The organism is Rhizobium halophilum, from assembly GCF_021648825.1.
Lineage (GTDB): Bacteria > Pseudomonadota > Alphaproteobacteria > Rhizobiales > Rhizobiaceae > Neorhizobium > Neorhizobium halophilum.
In genome coordinates, this window is sequence record NZ_JAKJHS010000002.1 from 604,017 (window position 1) to 619,737 (window position 15,721).

Sequence of the window (15,721 nt, forward strand, 5' to 3'; positions counted from 1 at the left end):
GATATCAGCTGTACTTCCGATCGTCGCGTCGCCGTCCAGCGGTCGTACCTTTGGAAGAGGGGCACTCGCAGGTAGCGCGTTGCCGTCAAGCGGTCAGGCGCGAGCGTCGGCGGTCAGCCATCTCCTGCATCACCACTAGCGCGCCGAGCTGGGTCGACGCATCCGAGTAGCAAGGAGACAGCCGACACTGGACAACGACAGTGACGCCGTCTCGCTGCTCCGCATAGGTATGGGACAGTGATTCACCGGCGAGACAACGATCCACCAGTTCACGCAGGTCGCGCTGGAAGTGGTACACGCCCACCAGATCGGCAAAATGCCGACCCAACAACTTCTCCTTGGGCTGGCCGAGATGCTGGGCATTCGTGGTGTTCGAGTAGAACACCCGATAGCCGGGTGCGACGACTACAACCCGCTCGGGAATGCGATCGAACAAAGCAGCGTCGAGCACGCTGCCCTCGCACGGTTCCAGCGACGCCGGCATGTCGCCGCCTCCGCTGCGAGCTCTTGCGGCTCGATCGATCTGAGGCCCAAGATAGCGCTCGACGAGAGTCTGCAGCAGATATCCGTTGCGTGCGACGCAGCCTCGATCATCCGCCTCCTCCTGCAGGAGGTCCAGCGCGAAGCAGAATTGTGCCTTGATGCTGGCCGGATCCGATACCTTGTACTCAACAATGGCCTGCAGGAGAGGATCCACCTCCTGCTCAAGCGCCAGCACCATTGCCGGATCCTCGCGGTCCACCGCGAGGCGCAGATCGTTGTATTTCGACCAAAACAGCCCGATCAGCGCTTCCATCAATCCTCCCGACCTCGAAAACCTATGGTCTCGGCAGTCGCCCCAGCCTACAACAATAGTAGATGGGGCTTTCTTTTGGCAGGCGAAACTTGCGCGAAGGCTGCCGTATCTGGATCGTCAACCGGGCTAGTCTCTCAGCGTCTTTTTGATCGCCCAGCGGTCATGATACCACAGCCATTGTTCCGGATGCTCCCGAACCCAGCTTTCCACCTTGTCATTGAGCAGTTGGGCAGTGGCTTGCACATCCACATTGCCGGCTGCGTTCCGGGGCACGTCGACCTTTGGCTCGATCTCGAGGCGATAACGATTTCCAGGCAATCGGATACACCTTGCAGGGTATACTTCCGCATCGAACTGCCGGACCAGCTTTGCCAGCAGAGGATTGGTCCGGACGGGGCGCCCGAAGAACGTCGTTGTGAGCCCACGCCCAAACTTTTGATCCACCAGCACGCCGACCCCTTCGCCGGATTCGAGCCGGCGAGCAAGTGCAAACGAAGATCCAGCATGCGAGGGAACCAGCTGGCCCATGCGCGCACTACGGAACTCGAACACCTTATTCGCAATGTAAGGATTGTTCGGCGGACGGAAGAGAACCATCACGTCCAGCCCAAAACTCTTGCCGGCGACCGGAAGCAGCTCGAAACTGCCTGTATGGGCTGTAAAGACAATGAACGGGCGCGGGTTGTCACGCAGGTCGAGGAAGATTGGGATGCCCGAGACCTCGATACGCCCTCTCGTGGGCCGCTCGGGGTCGAAATCGAATAGACGGTCCAGGAAGACATACTCCGCGGCAAGGCGGCCCATATGCCCCCAGCTCGAGAGCGCAATCTCCTGCAGCTCCGCCTCGGCTTTTTCAGGATAGGCATTGCGCAGGTTCGTCAGCATCAGCCGGTGACGAGAAAGCTTTGGACCCACCCATCGCGCGGCCCGGTCGGCAAAATCGATCGCCGCGTCGGCCGGGAAGAGCTTCAGGATGTTGAGGATTCCGAAAGCGGCTTGCGCCACCAGCCATTGCTGGAGGCGACGCAGTCCCAAAACAGCCCTCGTCAGAAACATCTTCAACGGGTCAATCCATCCGCAACACGATCTTGCCAAAAACCTGGCGCGTTTCCATCCGCTCCAGCGCGCGGTCTATGTCTTCGAAGGTGACCTCCGTATCAATCACCGGATGAACGATGCCGCGCGCCATCTTCTGCATGGCATCGGCCATGTTCTCCATTCGGCAGCCGAAGGAGCCGAGCAGCTTTAGTTGCTGCTGGAAGAGCATCATCAGGTTCATGTTCGTGGATACGCCGGAGGTAGAACCGCAGGTGACCAGACGCCCTCCCCGCTTCAAACACAGCATGGAGCCGGCCCAGGTATCGGCGCCGACATGCTCGAACACGACATCGACGCCCTTCTTCTTGGTGAGCTTACGCACGACGCCCTCGAAGCGATCGGTGCGGTAGTTGATGACATGATCGGCGCCGAGCGCCTTCGCGCGCTCGATCTTGTCGTCCGAACCAACGGTGGTGATCACCGTGCAGCCGGTCTTCTTGGCGAGCTGGATTGCGGCCGTACCGATGCCGGATCCACCGGCATGGACGAGGATCGTCTCGCCCGGCTCAAGCTTCGCATTGTCGAACAGCATGTGCTCCACCGTGCCAAAGGTGACGGGAGCAAGCGCTGCACCGACGGCATCGACACCGGGAGGTGCCGGAACGAGCAGGCGTGCCGGCAGGTTCGTCTTCTCCTGGGCGAAGCCGTCGAGGTGGAAGCCGTGAACACCGGACACGTTCTCACACAGATTGTCGCGCTTTTCACGGCACGGCTTGCACAGCCCGCAGGTGCGCGCACCGTAGATCGAGACAAGCTGGCCGGGCAGGACGTTGGAGACGCCGGAACCGATTGCTTCGACCACGCCCGATGCTTCCGCGCCAATGGTGAGCGGCATCTTGCGCTTGGCAAACGCCATGCCGCGCCATCCCCAAACATCGATGTGGTTGAGTGCTACGGCCTTGACGCGAAGGGTGACCTCCCCGGGACCGGGAGCTTCGGGCTCGGGAATGTCCACAGCCTCGAGCTTGCGGTCGTCGATCAGTTGCAGAGCGCGCATAACAGGTCTTCCTTCGCCCGAAGGCGTTCCAGATCGTCAAAAGGGGTTGGCGACGGTCTCTAAGCCGGTTCCAGCGTCATGACAAGGCTGGCATTCTGCCCGCCAAAGCCGAAGGAGTTTGACAGCACGGCCTTGACCTGCTGATCCCGCTTCTGGTTCGGCACCACATCAAGGACGATGGTCGGGTCCGGATTGACGTAGTTGATCGTTGGCGGAAGCGTTCCCGTCAGCATCGTCTGGATCGAGAACACGGCCTCGACGGCGCCGGCCGCCGTCAGCGTGTGGCCGATCATGGACTTGTTCGACGAGACCGGGATGTCCTTCAGACGATCAGCGAAGACGGCGAGCATGGAGCCATACTCCATCTTGTCGTTCTCCGGCGTCGAGGTGCCATGGGCATTGATATAGCCGATGCCGCTTTCGTCCATGCCAGCATCCTCCAGCGCTGCTCGGATGGTGGCGATCGCCGGTCCGCCGTCCGGAGACGACCGCGTCCGGTGGAAGTGGTCGGCTTTCTCGCCGCAACCCTTGAGGATGCCAAGAACCTTTGCGCCGCGCGCAATGGCCGATTCCAGCGATTCCAGCACGAGCGTTGCTGCACCCTCGGCGATCACGAAGCCGTCGCGGTCCTTGCTGAACGGCTTCGATGCCTTTTCAGGCGGATCGTTCTGCGTGGAGAGAGCCGAGAGCAGCGAGAAGCGGATCAGTGCCTCGGCACTAACCGAACCATCGGTGGCGACGACTAGCGAGCGATCGGTGCGGCCCTGGCGGATCGCCTCAACGCCGAGCTGGATGGCGGTAGCTCCGGACGCGCAGGCCGTCGAGAGGGTAACCGGGAGACCGCGGGTGCCGAATGTGTCGGAGAGCCGTTCGGAGATCGAGCCGAACTGGACGGCCTCCAGGAAGGTTGGATCCGGACGCTCGCGCATGGCGGTCAGGAAGCGATCATAGGCGTCGCCTTCGGCCTGCGACGGCGGTGCCCGATCAGCGAGCGCGAAACGCGCCGACCATTCCGGCTCGACCGGCGGCGCTGCCAGGAACAGCGGACCTTCGAAATCCCCCCACAGCCCGGCCTGCGCCAGTGCTTCCGCAGTCGTTTCGCGCGCGAAGGCATAGGAACGCTCGACGGCATTGTCTGCGGGGACATCGATGAAATCGACGGTGCCGCTGATGCGCGTAGACAAGCCTTCGGTCGGGAAGCGGGTGATCTTGTGAATGCCCGAGGTGCCGGAGGTGAGCGCCGTCCAGTTATCCTGCAACCCCTGGCCGAGCGAGGTGATCACTCCCATGCCGGTAACGGCGATAATCGGACGGCCGAGATGATCGGTAAAGCGGTTGTCGCTCATTGTCGTTCTCCTCACGCGTTCGGCGACAGGACCGCTAGGCCCTCGCCGCGCGTATAGCCAACCGTCGTCACCACGGCGCGGTTCGCCGGCGCCGGCATCGGCTGTTCAAGGCTGGGATCGAAGGACGGTACACGAAGTCGGCCGTCGAGTGCGAGCGCCGCCAGTGCGAGTCCAAGCGGGAACTGCGCCTCCATACCGTGGCCCGTCATTCCGCCATAGCCGCGTAGCGTGGCGCCGGGGAAGGTTTTCTGGATGACATCGCGTTCTCGCACGGTTGGGTCGACCAGTCCGCTCGCCCCGGAAAACACCAGCGTCTCGGATGCGTCGGCATCACCCGTGAGCTTGGCCAGCCGTTCGAGACGCTTCTCAAGCTTGCCATCGTCCCGGCTGCCGCGGTCACCCACGACTGCGTCGATCGCTGCGTAAACGTGCGCACCACGCGCTTCGGCATTCGCACGCGATTCCAACACCAGGAAAGCTCCGACGGACCCCATGATCATGCCGCCGCCGTTGTCGGCCGAACGTTGCCAGAGCGGATGCCAAGCACCCGTGGCGTGGGCGCGAATGCCTTCAACGAGCAGGATGATGTCGGTTCGCTCCGCAACAAAGGCGCCACCCACAAGCGAGTGTGTCGACTGGCCTGACTTGATGCGGTGATAGGCGGTCTCTACGGCTGAAATGCCGGCAGCTTCCTCGCCCATAAAGGTACGGGAGGAGCCGGTGACCTTGTGGACGATCGAGATGTTGCCAGCAAGCAGGTTGGAAAGCTGCGCGAGGAAGAGCGTCGGGCGCAGCTCCGTCGTCAGCTTCTCGTTGAGCAGCACATCCCGGTCGTTGCGCTTCAGCGCCTCGTCCACGATCAGCGAATCCACCTTAATATCACGCTCGCCACCACCGGCCGCGACGATCATGTCCATGGTGGCGCAGGCTTCGGCATTTTCCTTGAGGCCGGCATCGTCAAGCGCCAGGCCGGCGGCGAAGACACCGAGCCGCTGCCAGTTCTCCATCTGCCGCTGGTCGCCACGCTTGGCGATCTGCTGAGACCAGTCGATTTCCGGCATCGGATGGACGGGATAAGGCTTGAAGCGTTCCGTCTCGACCCGCGGTGGCTCCACCTCGGCCGACGACAGAAGCGCAATATGCGGCTCCTTGCCGACGCCATAGCAGGTGACGATCCCAACACCCGTGATCACGACATCATTGTCAGACTTGCTCATCCTGTCCTCATTGCCTGGCGGTCACGCGCCAGCTTGAAGCGCGTCCATGAGCCCGACTTCTTCAGCACGCTTGCGAACGATGTCGCCAAGCGGCACCTCGCTGAACGGCATCGTACGCAGCTTCAGCTGCGCGTCGCAGACCTTCTTGCCGCCCGAAGTGATCTTCGCCTTCGTGACGGCGTAACCGGAACCCTCATGCTCCAGAAACGCCTCGATGTCGAGTACGGCCTCCGGCTCGACGAAGGAACGCATCTTGGCGCCATCGACCGACATCAGGAACGGCATGGCTGCGAAATCCGTCGCGGCCAGCACCAGCATGCCGGAGGCCTGCGCCATGGTCTCGATTAGAAGAACGCCGGGAACCAGCGGCATTCCGGGGAAGTGACCTTCGAAGACGGGGCTCTCCGCTGGAACCACCGACCGTGCCTTCAAGACATTGGTAGAGAGGTCCACGCTCTCAACCCGGTCGATCATCTGGAAGTATTCAAGCAGCATCCGACGCTTGGGGAATGGCTTCTCAGCCCTTCGCCGCCCTCAGTTCGTCGATCTTGGCGCAGAGGTTCTTGAGGACGAAATACTCCTCGGTGGAAACCTTGCCTTCGTTGACTTCCTGCGTCCACTGCTCGAGCGGAATCTTGATGCCGAATTCCTTGTCGATCGCGAAGACGATGTCGAGGAAGTCGAGGCTGTCGATGCCGAGGTCGTCGATCGTATGGCTCTCCGGCGTAATCGTCTCGCGGTCGATCTCGCTGGTTTCCGCGATGATGTCGGCAACTTTGTCGAATGTAGCAGTCACGCCAATGTCCTCTGAAATAACGATTCAGCGTTCCACATAGGGAAAACAGGCAGCCTTGCCAATCCCCGTGTTCCCGCGGGGGGCAATTGCGCATCAACTGTTGCTCAAACAGCAATGGACAAGAAATTTGTCGTTCATAGACGGGCTCTGATCTCTGCCATGCCTAGCGGCGGAGATTTTACCAACCTTGACCCAGATCAATTCCTCGCCGCGCAAGTTGACGAAGATCAACACCGTCTCGCAGCCGCACAATGACAAGAGCAACCATGGATACCCTGACCAGAGCTCCCCGCTCCCCCGACCTTCCGACCGTCTGTCGCTCCTGTGAAGCTCGTCATGGCGGCGTCTGCTCGGCGCTCACGGCCGCGCAATTGATGGAACTCAGCAAACACTCCTCCCGCCGCACGATTTACGCGGGCAACGAATTCATCGGCCAGGGTGAGAGCGTATCTTCCTACAGCAACATTCTGAAAGGCGTCGTGAAGCTGTCCAAGGTGATGGCGGACGGGCGCCAGCAGATCGTCGGCCTGCAGTTCGCACCCGACTTCATGGGACGCCCTTTTTTCGAGCAAAGTCGCATGGCGGCTGAAGCCGCGACCGATACCGAAATCTGCGTCTTCCCGCGTCGGGCCATCGAGCGGCTGATGGCCGAGACGCCGGAGTTGGAGCATTTGCTTCACAGCCAGGCACTCGAGGAACTCGAGGACGCGCGCGACTGGATGCTGACGCTCGGCCGCAAGACGGCGCAGGAGAAGGTCGCGAGCTTCCTCTCCCTGATCGCCAGCCACGGCGATCCTGAAGCCGGCGACAGAAGCGTCTTTGAACTACCTCTTTCACGGGCGGACATCGCTGATTTCCTCGGACTGACGATCGAAACCGTCAGCCGGCAGATGACCAAGCTCCGCAAGGAAGGCATCATCCAGATCGAGAACAACCGCCATGTGACGGTGCCGGACCTAGCGCGATTGGCTGCAGCAGCCGGAAACGACTGAGGGCCCGAGCGCAGTTAGGCCGCCCTGCCCTCGACAATGGCCGTTCTTATCACTTCCAGCACACGATCCGCTTCAACATCGGTGCAGACCAGCTGGCTTGGATGCCCATCCCAATGCCCAGGCGGAAAGACGCGGCCATCCGGCTTCTGGATTGTCTGCCCATCCGCAATGCCTCCGCAGACGACCCTGATCGGTCCACTACGCGTCTTGAAGAGATCCGGCGCCACGACATAGACGCAGGCGCAGCTGTCATGCACCACCATGCCGTCGCCCACGCGGTGGCTGTAGAAGTCGATATAGAACTGCGAGATATCGGAAAGAAGCTGCACGGCAGCGCCACCCGCTGACGCCATCTCGGTAAGGAAACCGCTCGTCATCACCGTCTTCAGCGTCACGTCGAGGCCGACGACCGTTACCCGCCAGGGTGCCGTGAACACCAGGTCTGCGGCTTCCGGGTCACCGTGGATGTTTGCTTCGGCCGCGGGGCTGACATTGCCGTTGAGATCGAAGGCGCCGCCCATCACGACGACCTCCTTCACCAGGGCGGCGAAATCCGGATCCGCCTTGAGCGCCAGCGCCAGATTCGTCATGCGACCGACGGCGACCAGCGTCACCTCGCCCGGCTGCGCCCGCACCGTATCGATGATGAACTGCCAGGCAGGCCTTCCATCCGCCTGCGCATCAAGCGACGAAGGGATGTCGATGTCGCCAAGGCCGTTTTCGCCATGGATGAACGTCGGCCAATGCCCCTCTGGACGCGACGGATCGAATGTCAGGCCCGCTCCCTGCGCCACCGGCGCATGGATTCCCCATTTCTGCGTCAGGAACAGCGCGTTGCGCGTGGTAAGATCGATCGGTGCGTTTCCGAACACGGTGGTCACGCCGATCAGGTCGATCTGCGGATGCCGGTGCAGGAAAAGCAGCGCCATGGCATCGTCGATGCCGGGATCTGTGTCGAAGATGACCTTGTGCATGTTCAAGCTCGAAAGATTGGAATGGAGTCAGGATTGGTTGCGGCACCATATAAGTGTTTCTAAGCCACACAAGTCGGCACGTTCTGCAAGTACAGTTGCCACGGGACCTATTCGGTGGCAGAGAGCCGCAGCACTTCCTACCGTCATAGTCTCCCGGTCATTCCCTTGCACGATCTCGCTGTACACCTGCTGGCGCTGCTGTTTGCGGCCGCCTTCATCGCCGGCTTCGTCGATTCCATCGCGGGAGGTGGCGGCCTCATCACCATCCCCGTAATGTTGATCGCAGGCATTGCACCACTCGAAGCGATTGCCACCAACAAACTGCAGGGACAATTCGGTGTTGCCTCCGCGACGATCGCCTACGCCCGCCGCGGCCATGTCGACCTGAAGAAGCAGATGCCGATGGCACTGATGGCCACCCTCGGCGGCGTGCTGGGCGCACTTCTCGCGTCCGTCGTTCCGGCCGACATGCTCGCGGCGGCCATCCCCTTCCTGCTGATCGGCATTGCGCTGTTCTTCGCATTGAAACCGAACCTCAGCGATCTCGACAGTCACCAACGGGTGACCCCGCTCCTCTTCGGGCTGACGGCGGTGCCGCTGATCGGGCTCTATGATGGCGTTTTCGGCCCCGGCGCCGGTTCATTCTACATGCTCGCCTTCGTGCTTCTCGCGGGTTTCGGCATGCTGAAGGCGACGGCGCACACCAAGCTCCTCAATCTCGGCTCCAACTTCGGCTCCTTCCTCGTCTTTGCGCTGACCGGCTCGATTCTATGGAAGGTGGGGCTGGTCATGGGCGCGGGGCAGGTTCTAGGAGCCCAGGTCGGATCACGGGTCGCCATGCGCGGCGGCGCGAAAATCATCAAGCCGCTGCTGGTGATCTCATGCCTCGCGCTGGCACTCAAGCTGATCTCCGACCCGACACATCCGCTAAGGGTCTGGCTTGGCCTGTGAAGGGAGTGGCCTAGCCCTTCATCTTCAAGGGCAAACCGGCAGCAACGAAAAAAACTTCGTCGGCAACCGCCGCGATTCGCTGGTGCAGCCGACCGGCATGGTCGCGGAACTCGCGGGCCATCTTGTTGTCGGGCACGATGCCGAGCCCGACCTCGTTGGAAACGAGCAGAAGCCTGCCTTGCCAATCGGAGAGGCTATTCACGAGAGCCTCGCCAGCGGCTTCGATGTCGACTTCGGCCATCATCAGGTTCGTGAGCCAGAGCGTCAGGCAGTCGACGAGCACCACGCGGTGGACTGACTTCAATTGCAGCAGATGAAGGGGAAGATCGAGAGGCACCTCGTGGGTGTGCCATCCCGCGCCGCGATCCTCCTTATGCCGCGCTATTCGCTGGCGCATCTCGTCGTCATAGGCCTGGCTTGTCGCCACATAGTGGCGTTCCGACCCCGTCGCACGCGCAAGTTTCTCCGCGAAAGCCGATTTGCCCGAGCGAGCACCACCGAGAACGAGCGTGGTTCGCACAGATGCGCTCATCGTCCACCACAAGACGAGAGGACTGAATATGGGAGGGAGGAATGTAACGCGGCAGCGCCAATCCTGAAAGAACGGACGATTCGTAGATACATGAGGCGTCCGCCTTGGTTCATCAGTTCGCGCTGCCGCACCGTGAAAGTGGGAGCAGAGCTCCTGCATGTCAAGCCGCCACCAGCGACGCGTGCCCATCGATCGCAACACCGGAAACATGCGCGGCTGGGTACGCAATACCTGAACCCGAACCGCCGGACGGACGACCGTCTGCGAATGGATGATTAGCGGGACATCGTTACCGGAAGGTTAGTGGCGCCTGCGGCAAGTCGTATTTCTGCAAAGAACATCACGCACCGTCTTCGCAAGTGTGTGAGGCCGGGGCAAAGCGGTTGATCTGGCAGCGGATTACCCTAGTCTCTCAAGAAATTCGATGTCTTATCACCGCCTGCGCGCAGCAAGCAAAAACCTCAAAGGCAGGAGCATGTGTTCCTGCCGGAACAGGAACGATTTCTATGCGATACGCGATCGCCGCAGCCGCACTCCTCGTCTGCCTCAGCCTGCGCCCCGGTCAGGCAGAAGCCGCATGCGGCAATCTGACGGTTGCGGAGATGAACTGGGGCTCTGCGGCGATTGCAGCGCATATCGACAAGATCATTCTCGAACGCGGCTACGGCTGTTCGGTTCAATTGGTCCCCGGCGACACGGTACCGACCTTTAACTCGATGAACCTTTCGGCCGTACCGGATATGGCGCCGGAATTCTGGATCAACGCAGTTCGTGGGGAACTCACCAAGGCTACAGCGGCAAACCGGCTTGTGATTGGGGCCGAAATCCTTGCCGACGGTGCTGTCGAGGGCTGGTGGGTGCCGAAATACGTCGTTGAGGCAAATCCAGACATGCGGACGGTCGAGGACGCCCTCGCCCACCCGGAACTCTTCCCGGCTCCTGGCACATCGGATGAGGGTGCCGTTCACGGCTGCCCCGATGACTGGGCCTGTCACGTGACCACTGCCAACCTCTTCCGCGCCTTCGAGGCTGCGGAGAAGGGCTTCACTCTTATCCAGCCCGCGACGGCCGCAGAACTGGAAGCATCGATCGTCGAGGCCTTCGAGAACGAGACCGGCTGGCTGGGTTACTATTGGGCGCCGACCGCAATTCTCGGGAAATACGAGATGGTGAAGCTCTCCTTCGGCGTCGCCCACCAGAAGGCTCAGTGGGATGAATGCACCACCGTTCCCGACTGCGCGAGTCCGGAGCGCAACGCCTACCCGACCTCGCAGGCCTTCACCCTGATGACGGAGGCGTTCACGGAAATGGCGGCGCCTGCCATGGATTACGTGAACAAACGCCAGTGGTCGAACGCCACGATCAGCAGCGTGCTCGCCTGGCAGTTGGAGAACAAGGCATCAAACGCGGAGACCGCCCAGCACTTCATCGAAAACTACAAGCCGGTCTGGTCTCGTTGGGTGACACCGGCCATAGCCGAGCGATTGGTCGCGAGGCGCTAGTTTGTCCCCGCCACTTGCCGACCGTCCATCTCTTGATTCGACGTGAGCATCACGACCATGCCATCCCGGACAAGGCCATTCGGCAGCGAGGCGAGCTTGAATTTCTCCGGCTCCGCGCCTATAGCCGAAAGCGCAAGGAGAACCTCATGACCGCCGTCAATCCCCTTCACGAACTGCTGGCTGAAAAGGGCGTCCTGCTTGCCGATGGTGCTACTGGCACCAATCTCTTCGCCATGGGACTGGAGGCCGGAGAAGCTCCAGAGCTCTGGAATGACAGCCAGCCTGAGAAGATCGAACGGCTGCATCAAGACTTCGTCGATGCCGGCGCCGATATCATCCTTACCAATTCCTTTGGCGGCACACGCCACCGGCTGAAGCTCCACAAGGCCGAGGATCGCGTGTTTGAACTGAACAGGCGTGCGGCTGAACTTGCCCGGATGGTCGCAGACCGCGCCCCCCGCAAGGTCCTCGTGGCAGGGTCTGTCGGACCAACCGGGGAACTACTCGTGCCCCTCGGCACCATGACCTATGGGGACGCGGTGGCCGCCTTCGTGGAACAGATCGAAGGATTGAAGGCAGGCGGGAGCGATGTTGCATGGATCGAGACCATGTCCTCACCCGACGAGATCCGCGCGGCCGCCGAAGCGGCGGCCAAAGTCGGGCTCCCCTTCACTTACACGGGCTCCTTCGACACGGCGGGAAAGACGATGATGGGCCTCGACCCGAAGGATATCCACGGTGTCGCACAGGATATCGGCGAAGGACCGGCAGCGGTTGGCGCCAATTGCGGTGTCGGGGCATCCGACATTCTCTCCAGCCTTCTCGATATGACTGCCGCCGATCCGCAGGCGATCACCATCGTCAAGGGAAATTGCGGCATTCCAGAGTACCGAGGCGCCGAGATCTATTATTCCGGAACACCGCCTTTGATGGCGGAATATGCCCGCCTGGCACGCGACGCCGGCGCGAAGATCATCGGCGGCTGCTGCGGCACCTCCTGTGAGCACTTGGCCGCCATGCGCCGGGCGCTCGACGATTACACACCGCGACCGCGTCCAACCATCGAGGAGATCGTCGAGCGCATCGGGCCGCTCCGCAACAAGACGGCAAGCGAATCGGGCGGCGAGAGCACGCGCGAACGCCGCCGTCGAAGGACCTGACGATGACGAACATCGCTCCCATCGCCAGTCGCGAGATGGTCGCCGACAGTCTGTCCGGCATGAGCGACGAGAACATGAGCTGGCTGAAGCTTCTGATGGACAATCCAACCTCGGATGACACCTTGCTCGACGGGCTTCACCTTTATCTCGACCGGCAGGCGGAGGCACGCTTTCTGAACTCCCTCAAGCTGCAGAAATGCGGAGACTGGATGGGCGATGCTGCCCCCGGACGCCTGCAGATCCGTCTGATGGAGGCTGCCAAGGCGAGCCAGCATCCGGCCTACCTCGCCTTCCGCGAGGGCTTGGTCAGCTCTGGCGGCCTGGAGCGAGCTTTTCCAAAGGCTGATGTGTAGCTGCCTTTAATGGAGCGTCCCCCCGTGGAACCGCAACTGCTGAAGCGTATCCACCCGGACAGGCGAAGGGATGCACCCGTCGTCCGACCACCGGTCTCTCCCGCTTTCAAACAAGGCGACGTCTGATAGCCGTGCGCCCGAGGACCCGCCTTCCGCGGTCATGCAGGCCCAAGACGCAGGAGCCGTTCACCTCGGATTCTGCGGCTTGTAGTGAGGCCGCCACACCTCCGCCTGGATGAAGTCTGCCACCACATCTGCCCCGCCTTGCTCCCTGGCGGTTCCGGGACCCTTTCAGGTGAAGGCGTCTGCCATGGAGTCCTTGCGCTCCTTGATGAAGGCCAGCAGCGACTCGTCGATGACCGGATCAAGCGGCGGTGCTTCATATGAGTCGAGCCAGGACCGGCAGAGGGTATTTGCCCGCTCCTCTATCCGCTTCTCGCCCTCGATTTCCCACTGCTCAAACGAGTTGTTGTCCATCAGAGGCGATCGGTAGAAGGCGGTCTGAAAGTTTGCCTGCGTATGGGCGCAACCTAGGTAATGGCTTCCGGGCCCTACTTCGCGGATCGCGTCCAGCGCCTGTCCCGATTCGGACAGATCGATGCCTTCCGCCATCCTCTGCATCATGCCGAGTTGGTCCTGGTCGATCATGAACTTTTCATAGGAAGAGACGAGCCCGCCTTCGAGCCATCCCGCCGCATGCAGCACGAAATTGGTGCCGGCGAGCAGGGTCGTGTTCAGCGTATTGGCGGATTCATGCGCCGCCTGCGCGTCCGGCACCTTTGAGCCGCAAAGCGAACCGCCGGTACGGAACGGCAGGCCCAACCGCCGGGCAAGTTGTGCGGCTCCATAAGATACGAGCGACGGTTCCGGCGTACCGAAAGTCGGCGCGCCCGACTGCATCGAGATGGAGGCCGCAAACGTGCCGAAAAGGACAGGTGAGCCGGGCCGGATCAGCTGGGTAAGTGCGGCTCCTGCCAGAACCTCGGCCAGGATCTGTGTAAGGGTTCCAGCCACTGTCACCGGGCTCATTGCGCCCGCGAGGATGAACGGTGAGACCACGCAGGCCTGATTGTGACGCGCGTAGACCTTCAACGCCCCGACCATGGTTTCGTCGAACACCATCGGTGAATTAGCGTTTATCAGGTTGAGCGTGACGCAGTTGTTCTCGACGAAGTCATGGCCGAACACCAACTTGCACATTGCAATCGTGTCTTCAGCCCGCTCCGGCGCCGTCACCGACCCCATGAAGGGTTTGTCGGAATACTTGATGTGGCTATAGACCATGTCGAGGTGACGCTTGTTCACCGGAATGTCCACTGGCTCGCACACCGTCCCGCCTGAGGAGTGTATGGAAGGCGCCATATAGGCGAGTTTCACAAAGCTGCGGAAATCTTCGATGGTGGCATAGCGGCGATTGCCGTCGAGATCGCGTACGAAGGGCGGACCGTAGACGGGTGCGAATACGGTGGCATTGCCGCCGATATGGACGTTCCTCGCGGGGTTGCGGGCGTGCCAGGTGAACTCCCGCGGTGCTGTCTTCAGCAATTCGCGGCAGAGCCCCTTGGGAAAATGAACTTGCGGCCCTCTCACGTCGGCGCCTGCTTTCGCCCACAAGTCCAGCACCTCGGGATCGTCGCGGAATTCGATCCCGATCTCCTCCAGGATGAGGTCAGCATTGGCCTCGATCAGCGCCAGCCCCTCTTCGTCCAGCACATCGTAGACGCCGATCTTTCGGGTGATATAGGGCATGGGAACGCCGGGACCGCCGCCCGCACGGGACGCCCGCCGTCCTGCCGCGCCTCGCTCGCCACGCGAACGACGTCCGCCAGCAGCCGCTTCCGTGGATTGATTCAGCTCGTCCATGTCTTCCTCGCCCTTGCGCCGGAGCGCCTGCCTTCAACTGAGCGATATGCTAGGATGACCCGTCGGGCCAGCCCCGCCTTTCTGCGCCACCCGCTTGCGCAGATCAGACATCAATCTCCTCCGTCCCGTCGCTTTTCCATCAAGCGAAGGTCGTTTTCGAGGAAGTTGGAAAACTTTTTGCGTTTCATCATGTTCGGGTAGCAGGCACAGTGGCGTGCCGACACCGAAGTGGAAGTGCGCATGTCTGATGACGACATCATTCTCTCCGAACTCTCCGACGAGGAACTCGTGCAGCAAATGCACGACGATCTCTATGACGGACTGAAGGAAGAGATCGAGGAAGCAACACGAATATTGCTCGATCGCGGCTGGGCCCCCTACGACGTCCTGACGAAGGCGCTGGTGGAGGGCATGCGGATCGTCGGCATTGACTTCCGCGACGGCATTCTCTTCGTTCCCGAAGTTCTTCTGTCGGCCAACGCAATGAAAGCGGGCATGACCATCCTGCGGCCACTGCTTGCTGCTACCGGTGCGCCAAAACAGGGAAAGATGGTCATCGGCACGGTCAAGGGCGACATTCACGACATCGGCAAGAATCTCGTCGGCATGATGATGGAGGGGGCAGGCTTCGACGTCATCGACCTTGGCATCAACAATCCGGTCGAGAACTACCTGGAAGCCCTGGAGCGGGAGAAGCCAGACATCCTGGGAATGTCGGCGCTGCTGACCACGACCATGCCCTACATGAAGGTCGTCATCGACACGATGAAGGAAAAGGGTATCCGCGACGACTACGTCGTGCTCGTCGGTGGCGCGCCACTGAACGAAGAGTTCGGCAAAGCCGTGGGGGCAGACGCCTACTGTCGGGACGCGGCTGTCGCCGTGGAAACGGCAAAGGACTTCGTGCGGCGCAAGCACAATTCGCTTGGCGGACGATAGAAACGGTGGCCTCCGCCTAGCGGAGGCCACTTGAGATTATTCTGCAGCGTTAGCGACGTTTTGGCCGGCAGCCTGCGTCGCGTCAACGGCATTTGCCGTGTCCGCGCCCACACCGCGAATGGTGTTGCCGCACGAGCTGAGAGCGGCGGCGGTTACAAAAAGAGCGGCGATAACCGTGACTGTCTTGGACGTCATGATAAAGTAC

17 protein-coding genes are annotated in these 15,721 nt (G+C 61.4%); 6 read left to right on the forward strand and 11 right to left on the reverse strand.

Annotated features, from left to right (window positions below; genetic code table 11):
* Positions 1 to 85: 85 nt before the first annotated feature.
* The 7 genes from LXM96_RS07455 to LXM96_RS07485 all read right to left on the reverse strand — a co-directional run bounded on the left by LXM96_RS07455 (position 86) and on the right by LXM96_RS07485 (position 6,250).
* Positions 86 to 796, reverse strand: a complete 711-nt coding sequence (locus LXM96_RS07455; protein ID WP_239997730.1) for a PAS domain-containing protein — start codon at positions 794 to 796, stop codon at positions 86 to 88.
* A 126-nt stretch (positions 797 to 922) separates the two neighbouring features.
* A complete protein-coding gene (locus tag LXM96_RS07460; protein ID WP_239997731.1) occupies positions 923 to 1,858 on the reverse strand; it encodes a lipid A biosynthesis lauroyl acyltransferase in 936 nt (311 codons plus the stop codon).
* A gap of 4 nt (positions 1,859 to 1,862) precedes the next feature.
* Entirely contained in the window at positions 1,863 to 2,891 is a 1,029-nt protein-coding gene (locus LXM96_RS07465; RefSeq protein ID WP_239997732.1) for a zinc-binding dehydrogenase, read from the reverse strand.
* A gap of 59 nt (positions 2,892 to 2,950) precedes the next feature.
* Complete coding sequence (locus LXM96_RS07470) at positions 2,951 to 4,237, reverse strand: beta-ketoacyl-ACP synthase (RefSeq protein ID WP_239997733.1); 1,287 nt, start codon at positions 4,235 to 4,237, stop codon at positions 2,951 to 2,953.
* An 11-nt stretch (positions 4,238 to 4,248) separates the two neighbouring features.
* Positions 4,249 to 5,454 carry a beta-ketoacyl-ACP synthase gene (locus tag LXM96_RS07475; protein ID WP_239997734.1) on the reverse strand — a complete coding sequence of 402 codons (1,206 nt, stop codon included), beginning with the start codon at positions 5,452 to 5,454 and terminating at the stop codon, positions 4,249 to 4,251.
* 21 nt (positions 5,455 to 5,475) lie between these two features.
* The gene (locus LXM96_RS07480; protein WP_239997735.1) at positions 5,476 to 5,949 is read right to left on the reverse strand and encodes a 3-hydroxyacyl-ACP dehydratase FabZ family protein; all 474 of its coding nucleotides are present in this window, start codon (positions 5,947 to 5,949) and stop codon (positions 5,476 to 5,478) included.
* 22 nt (positions 5,950 to 5,971) lie between these two features.
* Positions 5,972 to 6,250, reverse strand: a complete 279-nt coding sequence (locus LXM96_RS07485) for an acyl carrier protein (RefSeq protein WP_003502893.1) — start codon at positions 6,248 to 6,250, stop codon at positions 5,972 to 5,974.
* Positions 6,251 to 6,516: 266 nt separating this feature from the next.
* Between LXM96_RS07485 and LXM96_RS07490 the strand changes: the two genes are divergently transcribed.
* The gene (locus tag LXM96_RS07490) at positions 6,517 to 7,242 is read left to right on the forward strand and encodes a Crp/Fnr family transcriptional regulator (RefSeq protein WP_239997736.1); all 726 of its coding nucleotides are present in this window, start codon (positions 6,517 to 6,519) and stop codon (positions 7,240 to 7,242) included.
* 14 nt (positions 7,243 to 7,256) lie between these two features.
* Here LXM96_RS07490 and LXM96_RS07495 read toward each other — a convergent pair whose 3' ends face one another.
* Positions 7,257 to 8,216 (reverse strand): nucleoside hydrolase, encoded by a 960-nt coding sequence (locus tag LXM96_RS07495; protein ID WP_239997737.1) that lies wholly within the window; start codon positions 8,214 to 8,216, stop codon positions 7,257 to 7,259.
* Between the two features lie 165 nt (positions 8,217 to 8,381).
* Between LXM96_RS07495 and LXM96_RS07500 the strand changes: the two genes are divergently transcribed.
* Complete coding sequence (locus tag LXM96_RS07500) at positions 8,382 to 9,167, forward strand: TSUP family transporter (protein WP_239997814.1); 786 nt, start codon at positions 8,382 to 8,384, stop codon at positions 9,165 to 9,167.
* Positions 9,168 to 9,177: 10 nt separating this feature from the next.
* Here the strand turns inward: LXM96_RS07500 and cobU are convergent, their stop codons facing one another.
* Positions 9,178 to 9,699 (reverse strand): bifunctional adenosylcobinamide kinase/adenosylcobinamide-phosphate guanylyltransferase, encoded by a 522-nt coding sequence (gene cobU, locus LXM96_RS07505; protein WP_239997738.1) that lies wholly within the window; start codon positions 9,697 to 9,699, stop codon positions 9,178 to 9,180.
* 506 nt (positions 9,700 to 10,205) lie between these two features.
* On the opposite strand from cobU, the gene LXM96_RS07510 reads away from it, so the two are divergent.
* The 3 genes from LXM96_RS07510 to LXM96_RS07520 all read left to right on the forward strand — a co-directional run bounded on the left by LXM96_RS07510 (position 10,206) and on the right by LXM96_RS07520 (position 12,714).
* Positions 10,206 to 11,201, forward strand: coding sequence for a glycine betaine ABC transporter substrate-binding protein (locus tag LXM96_RS07510; RefSeq protein ID WP_239997739.1), 996 nt, complete (start codon positions 10,206 to 10,208; stop codon positions 11,199 to 11,201).
* A gap of 146 nt (positions 11,202 to 11,347) precedes the next feature.
* Positions 11,348 to 12,361: a betaine--homocysteine S-methyltransferase gene (gene bmt / locus LXM96_RS07515; protein WP_239997740.1), complete on the forward strand. Its 1,014-nt coding sequence runs from the start codon at positions 11,348 to 11,350 to the stop codon at positions 12,359 to 12,361.
* A gap of 2 nt (positions 12,362 to 12,363) precedes the next feature.
* Positions 12,364 to 12,714 carry a hypothetical protein gene (locus LXM96_RS07520; RefSeq protein ID WP_239997741.1) on the forward strand — a complete coding sequence of 117 codons (351 nt, stop codon included), beginning with the start codon at positions 12,364 to 12,366 and terminating at the stop codon, positions 12,712 to 12,714.
* Positions 12,715 to 13,005: 291 nt separating this feature from the next.
* Here the strand turns inward: LXM96_RS07520 and LXM96_RS07525 are convergent, their stop codons facing one another.
* Positions 13,006 to 14,577 (reverse strand): trimethylamine methyltransferase family protein, encoded by a 1,572-nt coding sequence (locus LXM96_RS07525; protein ID WP_239997742.1) that lies wholly within the window; start codon positions 14,575 to 14,577, stop codon positions 13,006 to 13,008.
* Positions 14,578 to 14,817: 240 nt separating this feature from the next.
* Between LXM96_RS07525 and LXM96_RS07530 the strand changes: the two genes are divergently transcribed.
* Complete coding sequence (locus LXM96_RS07530) at positions 14,818 to 15,516, forward strand: corrinoid protein (protein ID WP_239997743.1); 699 nt, start codon at positions 14,818 to 14,820, stop codon at positions 15,514 to 15,516.
* Between the two features lie 36 nt (positions 15,517 to 15,552).
* Here the strand turns inward: LXM96_RS07530 and LXM96_RS07535 are convergent, their stop codons facing one another.
* Positions 15,553 to 15,711: an entericidin domain-containing protein gene (locus tag LXM96_RS07535; RefSeq protein ID WP_239997744.1), complete on the reverse strand. Its 159-nt coding sequence runs from the start codon at positions 15,709 to 15,711 to the stop codon at positions 15,553 to 15,555.
* Positions 15,712 to 15,721 lie beyond the last annotated feature (10 nt).